14 protein-coding genes are annotated in these 15,438 nt (G+C 36.2%); 9 read left to right on the top strand and 5 right to left on the bottom strand.

Features of this window, described 5'->3' with window-relative positions:
• The first annotated feature begins 5 nt into the window (after positions 1-5).
• The 4 genes from tsaB (at position 6) to rnd (ending at position 4,337) form a co-directional block, all read left to right on the top strand.
• Positions 6-725 carry a tRNA (adenosine(37)-N6)-threonylcarbamoyltransferase complex dimerization subunit type 1 TsaB gene (gene tsaB, locus K7G93_RS04055; RefSeq protein ID WP_226690559.1) on the top strand — a complete coding sequence of 240 codons (720 nt, stop codon included), beginning with the start codon at positions 6-8 and terminating at the stop codon, positions 723-725.
• A gap of 34 nt (positions 726-759) precedes the next feature.
• Positions 760-1,302, top strand: coding sequence for a Slp family lipoprotein (locus K7G93_RS04050; protein WP_115322630.1), 543 nt, complete (start codon positions 760-762; stop codon positions 1,300-1,302).
• A gap of 130 nt (positions 1,303-1,432) precedes the next feature.
• Positions 1,433-3,121: a long-chain-fatty-acid--CoA ligase FadD gene (gene fadD, locus K7G93_RS04045; protein ID WP_049214216.1), complete on the top strand. Its 1,689-nt coding sequence runs from the start codon at positions 1,433-1,435 to the stop codon at positions 3,119-3,121.
• Positions 3,122-3,176: 55 nt separating this feature from the next.
• Positions 3,177-4,337 carry a ribonuclease D gene (gene rnd / locus K7G93_RS04040; RefSeq protein ID WP_226690560.1) on the top strand — a complete coding sequence of 387 codons (1,161 nt, stop codon included), beginning with the start codon at positions 3,177-3,179 and terminating at the stop codon, positions 4,335-4,337.
• A gap of 65 nt (positions 4,338-4,402) precedes the next feature.
• On the opposite strand, the gene pta is transcribed toward rnd, so the two are convergent.
• Positions 4,403-6,541, bottom strand: a complete 2,139-nt coding sequence (gene pta, locus K7G93_RS04035) for a phosphate acetyltransferase (RefSeq protein ID WP_049214219.1) — start codon at positions 6,539-6,541, stop codon at positions 4,403-4,405.
• 70 nt (positions 6,542-6,611) lie between these two features.
• Positions 6,612-7,814: an acetate kinase gene (locus K7G93_RS04030; RefSeq protein WP_049214221.1), complete on the bottom strand. Its 1,203-nt coding sequence runs from the start codon at positions 7,812-7,814 to the stop codon at positions 6,612-6,614.
• Between the two features lie 286 nt (positions 7,815-8,100).
• On the opposite strand from K7G93_RS04030, the gene yfbV reads away from it, so the two are divergent.
• From yfbV to purF, 3 genes are all read left to right on the top strand, one after another.
• Positions 8,101-8,544, top strand: a complete 444-nt coding sequence (gene yfbV / locus K7G93_RS04025) for a terminus macrodomain insulation protein YfbV (RefSeq protein ID WP_049214223.1) — start codon at positions 8,101-8,103, stop codon at positions 8,542-8,544.
• 156 nt (positions 8,545-8,700) lie between these two features.
• On the top strand, positions 8,701-9,192 hold the full coding sequence (locus K7G93_RS04020; RefSeq protein WP_049214224.1) for a CvpA family protein: 492 nt from the start codon (positions 8,701-8,703) through the stop codon (positions 9,190-9,192).
• Between the two features lie 13 nt (positions 9,193-9,205).
• Complete coding sequence (gene purF, locus K7G93_RS04015; protein WP_049214226.1) at positions 9,206-10,720, top strand: amidophosphoribosyltransferase; 1,515 nt, start codon at positions 9,206-9,208, stop codon at positions 10,718-10,720.
• A 45-nt stretch (positions 10,721-10,765) separates the two neighbouring features.
• Here purF and K7G93_RS04010 read toward each other — a convergent pair whose 3' ends face one another.
• On the bottom strand, positions 10,766-11,518 hold the full coding sequence (locus K7G93_RS04010) for an STM1630 family protein (protein WP_049214228.1): 753 nt from the start codon (positions 11,516-11,518) through the stop codon (positions 10,766-10,768).
• 317 nt (positions 11,519-11,835) lie between these two features.
• Between K7G93_RS04010 and K7G93_RS04005 the strand changes: the two genes are divergently transcribed.
• Entirely contained in the window at positions 11,836-12,426 is a 591-nt protein-coding gene (locus tag K7G93_RS04005) for a UbiX family flavin prenyltransferase (RefSeq protein WP_115322634.1), read from the top strand.
• 10 nt (positions 12,427-12,436) lie between these two features.
• On the opposite strand, the gene moeB is transcribed toward K7G93_RS04005, so the two are convergent.
• Both moeB and moeA read right to left on the bottom strand, forming a co-directional pair.
• A complete protein-coding gene (gene moeB / locus K7G93_RS04000) occupies positions 12,437-13,159 on the bottom strand; it encodes a molybdopterin-synthase adenylyltransferase MoeB (RefSeq protein WP_049214232.1) in 723 nt (240 codons plus the stop codon).
• A gap of 5 nt (positions 13,160-13,164) precedes the next feature.
• The gene (gene moeA / locus K7G93_RS03995) at positions 13,165-14,388 is read right to left on the bottom strand and encodes a molybdopterin molybdotransferase MoeA (protein ID WP_226690561.1); all 1,224 of its coding nucleotides are present in this window, start codon (positions 14,386-14,388) and stop codon (positions 13,165-13,167) included.
• A gap of 138 nt (positions 14,389-14,526) precedes the next feature.
• Between moeA and folE the strand changes: the two genes are divergently transcribed.
• Positions 14,527-15,183 carry a GTP cyclohydrolase I FolE gene (gene folE, locus K7G93_RS03990; protein ID WP_160530864.1) on the top strand — a complete coding sequence of 219 codons (657 nt, stop codon included), beginning with the start codon at positions 14,527-14,529 and terminating at the stop codon, positions 15,181-15,183.
• The last annotated feature ends 255 nt before the right edge of the window (positions 15,184-15,438 follow it).

The following is a 15,438-nucleotide window of genomic DNA, read 5'->3' as shown; positions in this document are numbered from 1 at the left end:
TAAGCATGGATAATTTAACGTTATTAGCACTAGATACTTCGACTGAAGCTTGTTCAGTTGCTCTACTTTACAAAGGGGAAAAGACAAGCTTAGATGAATTTGCCCAGAGAACTCATACCCAACGTATTCTGCCTATGGTTGATACATTATTAGCACAATCAGGTATTGGTTTAAAACAAGTCGATGCCTTAGTTTTTGGACGAGGACCTGGTAGTTTTACTGGTGTACGTGTTGGGGCAGGTATTGCACAAGGTTTGGCGTTAGGCGCGAATTTACCTGTGATTCCGATTTCTAATCTAACCGCAATGGCACAAGCAGCCTATGAAAAACAAGGTGTAGAGAAGGTATTAAGTGCTATTGATGCACGTATGAATGAAGTATATTTTTCACAGCTGAGTGCACAAAAAGTGCAGTTAGATGTGGGGGAGTTTTTAGATTGGCAATTGCTGTGTCCTGAACAAGTGTTAAGTCCCGAGAGCGTTGTTGCACAATTAGGGCAATTAACAGATGGATGGAAAACTGTAGGAACAGGATGGTCAGCGTATCCTCAACTCACAGCTATCGCAGTTGGACGAGAAACGGATATTGTGCTTCCTTCTGCACAATATATGTTATCGCTTGCACAGTTAAAGTGGCTGCAAAAACAAACTATTAGTGCATTAGAGATTGAACCGACTTATTTACGCAATGAGGTGACTTGGAAAAAATTACCTGGACGTGAATAAATCTTAAATAACGTAAGTGTAATGGAGGTAAATCATGAAAAAACTGACCGCACTTTTTATGTCTGTACTATTAACAGGCTGTATTATGGCTCCAAAAGGATTAGAGCGTGATCAGTTTACGATACAGCGATTAGAGGCAATTACTGTAGAAGATTATGACTGTCAGTGCCAGCAGGCTCGTTTAGGTGGAAAAATTTTGTCAGCAACAGCACTAAAAGGACAAATGAGATTAGAGATTTTAAGTCTCCCAATTATTTCTCTTTCAGCTAAACCACATCTCTCCGCAGATACTAATGGGCGTTTTATTGCTTATCTGGACGGTTTTATTGATCCAGAAAGTTTAAAAGAACAATTTATCACTGTAAAAGGGACGTTAAAGAAACTAGAAGTGGGTAAAATTGATCAAGTAGACTATACCTATCCCGTTGTGATGGTAAATCATTACAAACTATGGAAATTGGTTTCAGAATATTACTATGATCCCGATGAAATGGCAGATTGGCGAGAGAGTCGACGACGTGGTTGGGGATATTCATTTTGGCGACCAGAGCCACGATTACGCTATGTTTTACATTAAAACAATATAACGAAATAAGAATATTTCAGAAAATAATTGGTAAGACCAGTCTTAAAACTTCTTATTTCGCATAACAGGCATGATTAAGTTATAATTTCGAGCAATTTTTGTTAAAAAATAAGGATATAAAATGGAAAAACCTTGGTTTAAAAATTATCCAGAAGGTTCACCAAGAGAGTTGGATACGTCAAAATATGATTCTCTCCTTGATATGTTTGATAATGCAGTCCGTCAACATCCTGACCGTGCAGCTTATATCAATATGGGGCAAGTATTAACTTTTCGTAAATTAGAAGAACGTAGTCGAGCTTTCGCTGCTTATTTACAAAATGAATTAAAGCTTAAACGCGGTGATCGTGTGGCATTGATGATGCCTAACTTATTACAATATCCTATCGCGTTATTTGGTGTATTACGTGCTGGTATGGTTGTTGTGAATGTTAATCCACTTTATACGCCACGTGAATTAGAGCACCAGTTAAAAGACTGTGGTGCGACTGCAATTGTTGTCGTATCAAATTTTGCGTCAACATTAGAAAAAGTTGTTTTTAACACGGATGTGAAACATGTCATTTTAACCCGTATGGGCGATCAACTTTCTTTTGGCAAACGGACTTTAGTTAATTTTGTTGTCAAATATATTAAGAAGTTAGTACCAAAATATAAATTACCTAACGCGGTTACATTTCGTGAAGTACTTAGTGTTGGGAAATATCGTCAATATGTACGTCCACAAATTGAGCGTAAAGATTTAGCCTTCTTGCAATATACAGGTGGGACAACAGGTGTGGCAAAAGGGGCAATGCTTTCACATGGTAATATTATTGTGAACATATTTCAGTCTAATTGGATTGCGGAGCCTTTTGTCGGTGATCGTACTAAAGAGCGTAAAGCCATTATTGCATTACCGCTTTATCATGTTTTTGCATTGACTGTAAATTGTTTATTATTTATTGAACTAGGTATTACAGGGGTATTAATTACTAATCCGCGTGATATTGATGGCTTTGTTAAAGAATTGAAAAAACATCGTTTTGTGGCGTTAACAGGCGTAAATACCTTATTTAATGCGTTACTCAATAATGAAAATTTCAAAGAAGTGAATTTTTCATCATTGAAACTTTCTGTTGGTGGTGGTATGTCTATTCAACAGTCAGTCGCAACCCGTTGGCATGAAACAACAGGCTGTAATATTATTGAAGGTTATGGTATGACAGAATGTTCACCACTAATTGCCGCTTGTCCAATAAATATGACAAAACATAATGGTAGCATTGGTGTGCCTGTACCAAATACCGATGTGCGTATTATTAAAGAGAATGGGCAAGAAGCAGAACTTGGTGAAGCTGGTGAATTATGGGTGAAAGGTGAGCAAGTTATGCAAGGCTATTGGCAACGTCCAGAGGCCACCGCTGAAGTATTACAAGATGGCTGGTTAGCTACGGGTGATATTGTTGTCATGGATAATGACTATTATTTACGTATTGTTGATCGTAAAAAAGACATGATTCTGGTGTCTGGTTTTAATGTATACCCAAATGAAATCGAAGATGTTGTCATGTTAAATTACAAAGTCTCAGAAGTTGTTGCCATTGGTGTACCAAATGAAGTGTCAGGCGAAACGATTAAAATCTTTGTTGTGAAGAAAGATGAAAGCTTAACGCGTGATGAGTTACGTAAGCACTGTCGTCAGCATCTAACAGGCTATAAGATTCCAAAAGATATTGAATTCCGTGATGAATTACCAAAAAGTAATGTTGGTAAAATATTACGTCGAGTATTACGTGATGAGGAGCTGGCAAAACGTCCAGCTGAATAAGTCCATTCATTTAATTTGTTAGGGGCATAAAAAGCCCCTAATTTGTCGTATTAATATGAACTGTCAATTAAAAGAAATTCAAAATAAACCGCACTTTAAAGTGATCAATACAGATCTCGCTTTAGCTGAGATTTGCCATATAGTACAGCAAAAATCCGTTATTGCTTTAGATACTGAGTTTATTCGTATCCGAACGCTCTATCCTAAATTAGGTTTAATTCAACTGTATGATGGTGAGCAAGTGTATCTGATTGATCCTATTGTTATCCAAAATTTTTCACCTTTTGTTGCACTTTTAGCGAATCAGTCAGTATTGAAAGTATTACACGCGAGCAGTGAAGATTTAGAAGTTTTTTTACACTATTTTCAACAGCTGCCAATACCGATGCGAGATACGCAGATTATGGCAAATTTTCTCAACTTTCCTAACTCGACTGGCTTAGCAACCTTAATTCAGCATTATTTCCAATTAGAAATTGATAAAGGTGCATCGCGTACAGATTGGCTTGCTCGCCCTCTTTCTGAAAAACAATTGATTTATGCAGCTGCAGATGTATGGTATTTATTACCACTATATCAACGTATGCAGCAAGAATTAGCGAAAACAGTTTGGCAAAAAGCTGTCGAAGATGACTGTAATTCACTATTAATTAAAAGAGAACAAAGTAAAGATCCTGAGTTAGCTTATCTCTCGATTGCAAATGGATGGCGTTTGGATTCATTACAATTGATGCGCCTTAAACTTTTGGCAAAATGGCGACAAGAAGAAGCAATGAAAAGAGATTTAGCATTAAATTTTGTTGTCAGATCTGAACACTTATTGCAAGTTGCAAAATATAATCCAAAGCATACATCAGAATTATTGGAATTAGGATTAACTACACAGGAAGTGCGCATTCATGGTAAAAAAATATTGCATCTGCTGACACAAGTAAAGCGAATCCAGCCTATTGAATATCCAGCACCAATAGTACGTATTGCAGATGATCCGCGTTATAAAAAAACGCTAAAAGCACTGCAAGAAAAACTAAAAGCCTTATCTCCTCGAGATTTACCTATAGAAGTTATTGCAAGTAAACGTAGTTTAGAAAGTTTAATTAAGTGGTATTGGTTAGAAGAGGAGTCGGTTGAAAAGTTACCAGACTTATTAATTGGCTGGCGTCGGGAATTTGGTTTAGCATTATTAGCGACACTAAAAAGTAATGAAAAGATTTAAATACTTGTAAAAATAAACCGCACTTTTTATACAAGTGCGGTTTGTTTTTTAGAAAAGTTTGGCTGTTATTGTGTTGCTTGGATTGCAGTGAGTGCAATAGTGTACACAATATCATCAACTAATGCGCCACGTGATAAATCATTCACAGGCTTACGCATACCTTGCAACATTGGTCCGATAGAAACTAAATCAGCCGAACGTTGCACTGCTTTATAAGTAGTATTACCTGTATTTAAGTCAGGGAAGATGAAGACTGTTGCCTTACCTGCAACTGGTGAGTTAGGTGCTTTAGAACGCGCAACATCTTCCATTACAGCTGCGTCATATTGTAATGGACCATCAATGATTAAGTCTGGGCGTTTTTCTTGTGCAAGACGTGTTGCTTCTTTCACTTTTTCAACATCTGCACCGCTGCCAGAAGTACCAGTTGAGTAGGAGATCATCGCTACTTTTGGATCGATACCAAAGGCTTTTGCTGAATCAGCAGATTGAATCGCAATTTCAGCTAGTTGTTCCGCTGTTGGATCTGGATTTACCGCACAGTCACCATAAACTAAAACTTGATCTGGTAATAGCATAAAGAAGATAGAGGAAACAATAGAGTTACCTGGTGCTGTTTTGATAATTTGCATTGGTGGGCGAATAGTATTCGCTGTGGTATGAACTGCACCAGACACGAGCCCATCAACTTCATTAGCCTCTAGCATCATAGTACCAAGTACCACATTATCTTCTAATTGTTCACGTGCAGAATCTTCGGTCATACCTTTATTTTTGCGTAGTTCGACTAAGCGAGCAACATAGTTTTCACGTACTGTTGCTGGATCGATGATCGTGATACCTTTACCTAATTGAACTCCCTGTGCTTCAGCAACACGCATGACAGATTCTGGGCTTGCTAATAATACACATTCTGCAATGCCGCGCTCTGCACAAAGTGAAGCGGCTTTAACTGTACGAGGTTCGTCACCTTCTGGTAGAACAATACGTTTTTGTGCTTGGCGTGCTAATTCAGTCAATTGGAAACGGAATGCTGGTGGTGATAAGCGACGTAAACGAGATGAGGCAGCGGCAAGCGAATCGACAAACTCACTATCAATCAGCTCACTGATATAACTTTTAATTTTTTCGATACGCTCTTTATCATCCACTGGTACTTCTAAGTTAAAGCTTTGTAATGCAAGTGCCGTTTGCCATGTGTTACCTTCCACACGGAAAATAGGTAATCCAGTGCTTTCAATAGCATGTTGGCATAATTTTTTAATTTGACTATCAATTTTGTAGCCACCAGTTAATAATACACCTGCAATTTCTACACCATTGCTTGCGGCTAATGCTGCAGCAACAATGACATCTGGGCGATCCGCTGATGTAACTAATAAACTGCCCACACGGAAGTGTTCTACCATATTAGTTAAATTACGTGCACAGAAAGTAATACCACGAATGCGGCGCTCGTTAATTGCACCTTCATGAATGATAGCTGCCCCTAAATGTTTCGCTAAATCAATTGCTCGTGTTGCAATAAGATCAGCGCTCCAAGGAATACAAGCTAAAATCTTGATCGGGCTTTTTTCAAAAAGGTGATAAATTTCAGAAACTTGATTTTGTGTATGCTGGAATGAATCAAAAATCTCGGCCAAATCAGGGCGAGTGCGACCTGATTCATCAATTGGTGCATTAAATTTATTAATGACTACACCTAATAAATTTGGATTGTTTTTACCACCAAATAAAGAGGCTGCTGCCTTAATTCGTTCTTTTAACTCAGCAGGTGTTTCCGTAGCAGGTGCTGCGACTAAAATAATTTCTGCATCAAGAGCTTGAGCGATTTCATAGTTAATACTGTTTGCATAAGAATGTTTGCGTGTTGGAATTAAGCCTTCGACTACAATGATTTCATTGTTTTTGGCAAGTTGTTGATGATTTTCAACGATTTTTTCTAACACTACATCTGATTGGTTTTGACCAATTAATGACTCCGCAACACTTAACATAAATGGTTCGGCAGTTTCAATGGTAGTACTCGTGCGAATAATTGATGTAGTACGATCAATCGTATCTTCACCTGAGTTTGGTTGCGAGATTGGTTTCATAAAACCAACTTTTGCCCCTTTTTGCTCTAAAGCATGAGTTAAGCCTAAGCTCACACTTGTTAAACCAACGCCAGCGCTAATTGGGATAAGGATAATTGTACGTGACATAATAAACCTTACATTTGTTAGTTGTTTACAAAAAGAAACTGCCGATAAATCGGCAGTTCATTGATCTATTTTAGATACAAAGACGAGCTGTATCTTGAGCAATAACAAGCTCTTCATTAGTTGGGATAACAATTGCAACAGGTGTATCATCTGCAGTAATAACACCTTCGTTACCAAAGCGTGCTGCTTTATTTTTGTCAGCATCAACTTGGTATCCAAATAGTTTCAAGTGATTTAAAGTTAACTCACGAACTAAAGAAGAGTTTTCACCAATACCACCAGTAAATACAATCGCATCTAAACGCTCACCAATAACTGCCATATAAGAGCCGATGTATTTAGCTAAACGGTAACAGAACACGTCTAATGCTCGTTTTGCCGCAGCTTCTTGAGCATAATTATCTTCAGAATAACGACAATCACTAGTGACTTCAGTTAATCCTAATAGACCTGATTTTTTAGTTAGCAATGTATTAATTTCATTAATAGATAGACCAAGATTATCATGAAGATAGAAGATAATTGCAGGATCGAGATCACCAGAACGAGTTCCCATGACTAAACCTTCTAATGGTGTTAAACCCATTGAGGTATCAATACATTTACCATGACGGATTGCAGCAACTGAGGCACCATTACCTAAGTGACAAGTAATTACGTTCACTTGGTCAGCCGGGACATTTAAACGTTTTGCTGCTTCTTGGCTAACAAAGAAATGGCTTGTACCGTGCGCACCATAACGACGAATACCATTTTCTTTATATAAGGAATATGGCAATGCATATAAATAAGCTTCCTCAGGCATTGTTTGGTGGAATGCAGTATCAAACACAGCCACATTTCTATCTTTTAAATGTGGGAACATTTTAAATGCTTCTTCAATACCAATGAGATGAGCAGGATTATGTAATGGAGCAAATTGAACAGCGTCTTTAATGCCTTGAACAACTTCATCAGTGATGACGACAGAAGATGTGAATTTTTCACCACCGTGAACAATACGGTGACCAATAGCAACGATATCCTCTTTTAATGATGGATCTAAAGGAAAAATATTATTTACAATAAAGCTGAGTGCTTCACTGTGCGCCGCACCTGCACCTAAATCAGCGTTACCTTTTTCGCCATGTAATTTCCATTTGATACGTGCATCATCTAAATGAAATGCTTCAGCTAATCCTGATAATTTTTCATCACCATTTTGTGGATCTAAAATTGAGAATTTTAATGAAGAACTACCACAGTTTAAGATTAGGACTAATTTTTGAGACATAAGAGACCTATTATTTGATTTTAAGTTAAAAAAATTTATTCGCTCAATAATTGAGCGAATAGGCAGATGAAAATCTGATGCTTATAGGATACACCTTTCATACAATAAAATAAATTCACTAAGAGATAAAAATGAGACATTTATCAAAAAAATTATCAAATATTAAACATTTTTTGTAGTTGGTTAAAAATAAAGAAAAGTTGATGTTAAATTGAGCTGAATATTTGACTAAATTATGTTATCTTTATAGTGCAATCTTATTACAGAGACAGTATGTCATAGCACAATGAGTTTTTTTCTTTTTTTTAAAAAAGGCCAACACTATTTAAAAAGTTGGCCATTGGAAAGTAAGCTAGGAATGATTTTTCCTGAAAATCGAGTGATTAAAGCGACGCTTTTTGCTCAGAAGTTTATGCCGTTCTTAGCAGTGTTTTCAATCACTTGGCAACAAGTTTACGCAAAGTCCGATATAAGTGCATTAGCAATAGCTGCATTGACAGCAATTTTTGCATTGTTGATTCCATTACAAGGTTTATATTGGTTAGGTAAACGTTCTATTACGCCCTTATCCCCACAAAGTGCGGTCTGGTTTTATGAAATTTGTGAGCGATTAAAGCAAGTTAACGAAGCTTTGCCTATCGTAAAAGAGCAACCCAACTACCAGAATTTAGCGGATGTACTCAACAAGGCGCAACGAAAACTGGATAAAGCTTTTTGGCAAGAATTATAAATGAGCTCAAGTTTATCGTGTTACCTTGCCTCTTTTTATTAAGCTTTTTTCTTTTTTATTTTTGTTCAACTTTCTTGAAATTTTCACTACGCAAACGTTTTCTTTTTTTGTAAAATAACGCTGGCGAAAATTCGAGAGTTTTTTAGAGATATGCCTATGATTGATTATATTATCATCGCCATTATTGCATTTTCGATTATTATCAGTCTGTTACGTGGATTTATCCGAGAGGTCATGTCCCTTGTTAGTTGGGTTGTTGCATTTTTTGTAGCGAGCCATTTTTATCCTTATCTTGCTAATTATTTGACTCAAATCGAATCACTTTATATACGAAATGGGACAGCAATTGCCATTTTATTTATCGCAACTTTAATTGTTGGCGGTATTGTCAATTATGTTTTAGGTGAGTTAGTAGATAAAACGGGGCTAACAAGTACAGATCGAGTTCTTGGTGCATGTTTTGGACTACTGAGAGGTGTATTAATTGTGGCAGCATTGCTGTTCTTTATGGATACTTTTACGAATTTCAGCCAAAGTGATTGGTGGAAAGAGTCAAAACTAATACCGCACTTTGGTTTTATTGTTGAATGGTTTTTTCAACAATTACAAGCAGGTTCTAGTTTCATAAACTCAACTTTAAACAAATAGAGGATAAGCACGAATGTGTGGTATTGTTGGTATTGTTAGCCAAAATCCCGTTAACCAACTTATTTATGATGCGTTAACATTATTACAACATCGAGGACAAGACGCAGCAGGCATTGTAACAGTAGATGACGAAAATCGTTTTCGTTTACGTAAAGCAAATGGCTTGGTTAGTGATGTATTTGAACAAGTACATATGTTGCGTTTACAGGGCAATGCAGGTATTGGGCATGTTCGTTATCCTACAGCAGGCAGTTCTAGTGTTTCAGAAGCACAGCCTTTTTATGTCAATTCACCTTATGGCTTAACGCTTGTTCATAATGGTAATCTAACTAATTCTTCTGAGTTAAAAGAGAAGCTTTTTCGTTTAGCTCGTCGTCATATCAATACGAATTCCGATTCAGAATTATTACTCAATATCCTAGCGAATCACCTAGATAAATTTGAAAAATACCAGCTAGATGCAGATGATATTTTTGCTGCTATTAGACAAACACATAAAGATATTCGAGGCGCTTATGCTTGCGTTGCCATGGTTATTGGGCATGGTATGGTTGCATTCCGTGATCCGAATGGAATTCGCCCTTTAGTGTTAGGAAAACGTGAAGAAAATGGTAAAACCGACTATATGTTTGCTTCTGAAAGTATTGCATTAGATACGGTTGGTTTTGAGTTTGTACGTGATATTCAACCTGGTGAAGCGGTCTATGTCACTTTTGATGGGAATATTCATTCAGAACAATGTGCTGAAAATGCTAAATTAACCCCTTGTATTTTTGAGTATGTTTATTTTGCACGTCCTGATTCTTGTATTGATGGTGTATCTGTTTATGCTGCTCGTGTGCATATGGGACAACGATTAGGGGAGAAAATAGCTAGAGAATGGCAGGATGTGGATGATATTGATGTGGTTATTCCTGTACCAGAAACCTCTAATGATATTGCCTTGCGCATTGCTCGCGTATTGAATAAACCATATCGTCAAGGCTTTGTGAAAAACCGTTATGTTGGACGTACATTTATTATGCCAGGGCAAGCACAACGTGTGAGTTCAGTACGCCGTAAACTAAACACAATTGCTTCTGAGTTTAAAGATAAAAATGTGCTATTAGTCGATGATTCTATTGTAAGAGGGACAACTTCTGAACAAATTATTGAAATGGCAAAAGCATCTGGTGCTAAGAAAATTTATTTTGCTTCAGCAGCACCTGAAATTCGCTATCCAAATGTGTATGGTATTGATATGCCAACTAAGCATGAATTGATCGCTTATGGCCGTGATGTCGATGAAATTGCAAAATTAATTGGAGTAGATAAATTAATTTTCCAAGATTTAGATGCATTGACCGCCTCTGTTCAACAAGAAAATCCAGCGATTAAGGAGTTCGACTGTTCAGTGTTTACTGGTCATTATGTTACGGGTGATATTACACCAGAGTATTTAGATAATATCGCACAGCAGCGTAGTGATGTGGCAAAGAAAAAACGAGAAAAAGATGCGACTAATCTTGAAATGCATAATGAAAAATAATGATTAACTTTTAACCTTAGGCGCGTATTAGCGCCTAATTTATTTTTAATGTTTCTGATTGCATTCAGAGTTCACTAAATGTGCGGGTTGACCTGTTTTTATATGGTTGAGTACATTAGTATTGATACGATAGATGTAAAAATCTTTTCCATCTTTCTTAATCTGTTCTGAAAGTATGATGGCATCATCATATTTTGATAGTACATAATACATTTTATGGTTGAACTCCACCATATCGAAAGTTTGCGTAAAACAAGGCCTAAAATAACCAATCACAAACGCTGCAATAACAAAATATAGATAAGTAAAGATCAGTAAGCAATATTGATGGTTGTAAATACATTTTAAGATGATATCTTTTTTGAAAAAAGTAATATATTTTTCAATATAGCCCTTTATAATGAAAGTAAAACAGATAAATAAAATGATATAGATTAGAATAACGAGATAATTGAAATAACCCGTTAATAAGAAATTAATAATTAAAAGAGGAAGCCAGATAATAAAACTTAAACTTGAAGCGCGTAATCGATTTAAGTTATTGTAGGAAAGGAAAGGCTTTAATTTCCGAACAGCATAAATTGCAAGAAAAGAAATATTTGCTAGTATCAGTGTAACTGAAATAACATAACCCGTCGTTCGAGCAATGTTGCTTATATGAATATCAACATACCACCATGGGTAGCCATAAAAATAAGATTGCCCCCATCCATATGAGTAAGCAGTTGACCAACCTAAAATGACTAAAAATGCCATAGAGGCAGAAGAAAATATGAGGTTACTTATATGTTTAAACATCAATTTCCTTATTGATAAAAAATAAATTAATTTTATTTTAAAATTAAATATTTCTGGTCTAACCTGTTGGATTTATTATATTTTTGTTGTGTGATAATTAATCATTTGATTCTTCACAATCATTTTTATCTTTATTTTGTATTTTAAATCGTTTTATTGCTTGAAGAGATTTATCTTTATGGCAGCAAATTAGCTCTATTTTAGAATGAAAGTTAGGAAAGAAATGAGATAAGTCTTTTTATCAATTATAATAACGCCATATTCAAAACAGAATTCATGATAGAATAACTTCAATTTATAGAAACTTATTTTTAGCTATGAAAAATGAAAAACAACGTCTCATTATTGCTATTTCAGGTGCTTCAGGGGCAATTTATGCAATCCGCCTATTAGAGGTCTTAAAGCCTCTTATACATATAGAAACACATTTAATCATAAGTAATGCGGCAAAACAGACTATTGCAGCAGAAACCCATTATAGTATCCAACAAGTTAAAGCACTTGCAGATGTGAATTATGACATTCGAGATATTGCCGCAGCTATATCTTCCGGATCTTATCGTACTCTAGGCATGATAATTGTACCTTGCTCAATTAAAACTTTATCAGGCATTGCACATAGTTATACTGATGATCTCATTACTCGGGCAGCAGATGTTTGTTTAAAAGAACGTAAGCCACTAGTGCTGTGCGTGAGAGAAACACCATTACATTTAGGGCATTTACGTTTAATGACTCAAGCTGCAGAAATTGGGGCACAAATTATCCCTTTAATGCCTGCGTTCTATCATCATCCTAAAACTGTTCAAGATATTATTGATCAGAGTGTGAATCGATTGTGTGACCAATTTGGTATTGAATTAGAACAAGATTTGTTTCAACGTTGGGGAAGTATAGATAAAGAATAAATTACCCATTTTAAATGGGTAATTTTATTTCGCGAATAGACATATTTAGCCCGTCAATTATTAATAAACGCCCACAGAGATTCTTACCAATTTTTAATCGCACTTTTATTGCTTCGAGAGCTTGAATACTGCCCACAATGCCTACAATGGGTGCGAGTACACCAGCTTCAACACAACTTAACACATTTTTACCAAATAACTGGCTTAATTGACGATACGTCGGCGTATTTTCTTCATAAGTAAAGACACTAACTTGCCCTTCCATCCGAATTGCCGCACCTGAAACTAAAGGAATTTTAGCTTGTTGACAACAAGTATCTATTTGATTGCGGATGTCGACATTATCAGTACAATCTAGCACAACATCAAAGTGCGGTATCATTTCAGCTAGTTCTGAAAATGTGAGTTTTTTATTCATCGTTTCAATTTGAATATGTGGATTTAAACGTTGTAAAGAGAGCTTTGCTGACTCTACTTTAGGCATATTTAAACGGCTATCATCATGTAATACCTGACGTTGTAAATTAGACAGTGAGACAGTATCAAAATCTAACAATGTTAAATGACCAATACCTGCTGTTGCAAGATATTGGCTTGCTGCGCAACCTAAACCGCCTAAGCCAACGATCAACATTTTGCTTTGTTTCAACATTTCTTGGCCATCAAAATCAATCGATTTTAAAATAATTTGGCGGTTATAACGTAGTTCTTCTTGATAGGAAAGTACTGTCATATTTACTACTTAATTAAATGATTAAAAGGCTCAATCGTCACAGTTTCATTTACCTCTATATTGCCACGCTCACGCTCTAGTACAATAAAGCAGTTACTTTTTACAAAAGAACTGAATAAGTGCGATCCTTGAAACCCAACGGGCTCGACTTCAATTTCACCTTTATCATTCACGTGATAAAATCCCCGTTGAAAATCTAAACGCCCTGGAATTTTTTTTATTTTAGCAGTAGCAACAGCAGTAAAGCGTTGTGTAGGTTGCCATGCAGAATAGCCACTCAGTTTAGCAATAACGGGTTGAACTAATTGGTAAAAAGTTACAAGTGCAGAAACAGGATTACCAGGTAAACCACAGAACCAAGCATTTTCTAATTTACCAAAAGCAAAAGGTTTACCCGGTTTCATTGCAATTTTCCAGAAATTAATTTGACCTACTTTTTCTAACACGGTTTTAGTAAAATCAGCTTCGCCTACAGAGACCCCTCCACTTGTAATTACTAAATCTGCTTGTTGTTGCGCATTAATAAAGGCTTGTTCAAACTCTTGCTCATTGTCAGGCAAAATACCAAAATCTACAACGTCACAATTGAGCTTTTCAAGCATCAATTTAATAGCAAAACGGTTTGTATCATAAATTTGTCCTTCTGTTAAAGGTTGCCCCACTGGAACAAGTTCATCTCCAGTAGATAAAATAGCAACTTTCAAACGAGGAAAAGTTTTGACTTGTGAAATACCTAAAGAGGCGAGTAAAGGCAGAGAAGTGGCATTGAGTAAAGCACCTTTTGCTAAGATGATTTCATTTTGTTTGACATCTTCACCAATTTTACGGATGTTTTGACCAAGTTTGATATGATCAGCAATGAACGTGACAGTACCATCTTCATTCAATATAGTCTCTTCCTGCATAACAACAGCATCGGCACCTTCTGGTAACATAGCACCTGTCATAATACGCACAACACTTAGAGCTGGCCATTCTTGTTTAAATGGATTACCTGCAAATGCTTTCCCTGCAACAGTTAAAGTTGGTGATTTTGCTAAGTCAGCTAAGCGGACTGCATAACCGTCCATTGCTGAGTTATCAAATGAAGGGACATTAATAGGCGAGATAACATCTTCAGCACAAATGCGATTAGCTGCTTGTGCTAATGAACATAATTCAACATTGTCTAGCGTTGGAGACGGTATTGCTTCCAACATTTGAGCAAGTGCTTGTTCAAGAGATAACATAATTTGAATCCTTTACATGCATTTTGAGATATGGAGTATTCTATACTAAAAACTTTTCATCCCATATAGTGATTATTCTCATTTTATTATTAAGTAAGAGTTTGCTAGAATGTGCGGATTATTTATCGGGAGTGTTAAATGAATAAGATTTCGCCAGAAGCAGAAAAAGTCCGTAATGCTTTATTAAGCAAGGGGATCGAAACCCCTATGATTGTGCCTACTCAGCCTAAAGATGAACGTCGAGTTGGGATTGAAAATCATATGCGTGAAGTAATGAAATTAATTGGTCTAGATTTACGTGATGACAGTCTAGAAGAAACCCCTGTACGTTTGGCAAAAATGTTTGTTGATGAAATTTTTAGTGGGATGGATTACGCTAATTTCCCGAAAATTACGAATATCGAAAATAGAATGAAAGTCAGTGAAATGGTGTTGGTTAATGATGTCACTTTAACGAGTACTTGTGAACACCATTTTGTGACAATCGATGGGATAGTTTCCGTTGCTTATTATCCCAAAAAATGGGTCATTGGCTTATCCAAAATTAACCGTATTGTGTCGTTTTTTGCACAACGTCCGCAAGTACAAGAGCGTTTAACTGAACAAATCTTATTAGCATTTCAAACGATTTTAGAAACAGAAGATGTGGCTGTTTATGTGAAAGCAACGCATTTTTGTGTTAAATGTCGTGGTATTAAAGATACTAATAGTTACACGGTCACTTCGGCGTTTGGCGGTGTTTTCTTAGATGATCGTGAAACACGTAAGGAATTTTTAACGCTGATTAATAAATAAAATTTCGTTAAAAGCGACCGCACTTATTGCCCCGAAAATCTTTTAAGGGGCTTTATTTTTTATTATGCTTCTATATTTTACGACGTTAACTCTATCCACGCCTTTCCACCCTCATTTCCCTCAGATTAATCCATTATCGACATTAATTTTGATTAAAAAATTAATAAGAAGCCAATATCAAAAATGATTCATCAGATTTATTTTCTATAAAAATGTGAGATAAGTAACAGAAGGGCTTTTTTCTACTTTAGCAAT

Source organism: Pasteurella canis, assembly GCF_020810675.1.
Lineage (GTDB): Bacteria > Pseudomonadota > Gammaproteobacteria > Enterobacterales > Pasteurellaceae > Pasteurella > Pasteurella canis.
Note: the sequence above shows the minus strand (reverse complement) of the source record. Positions and strands in the feature narration are given on the sequence as shown.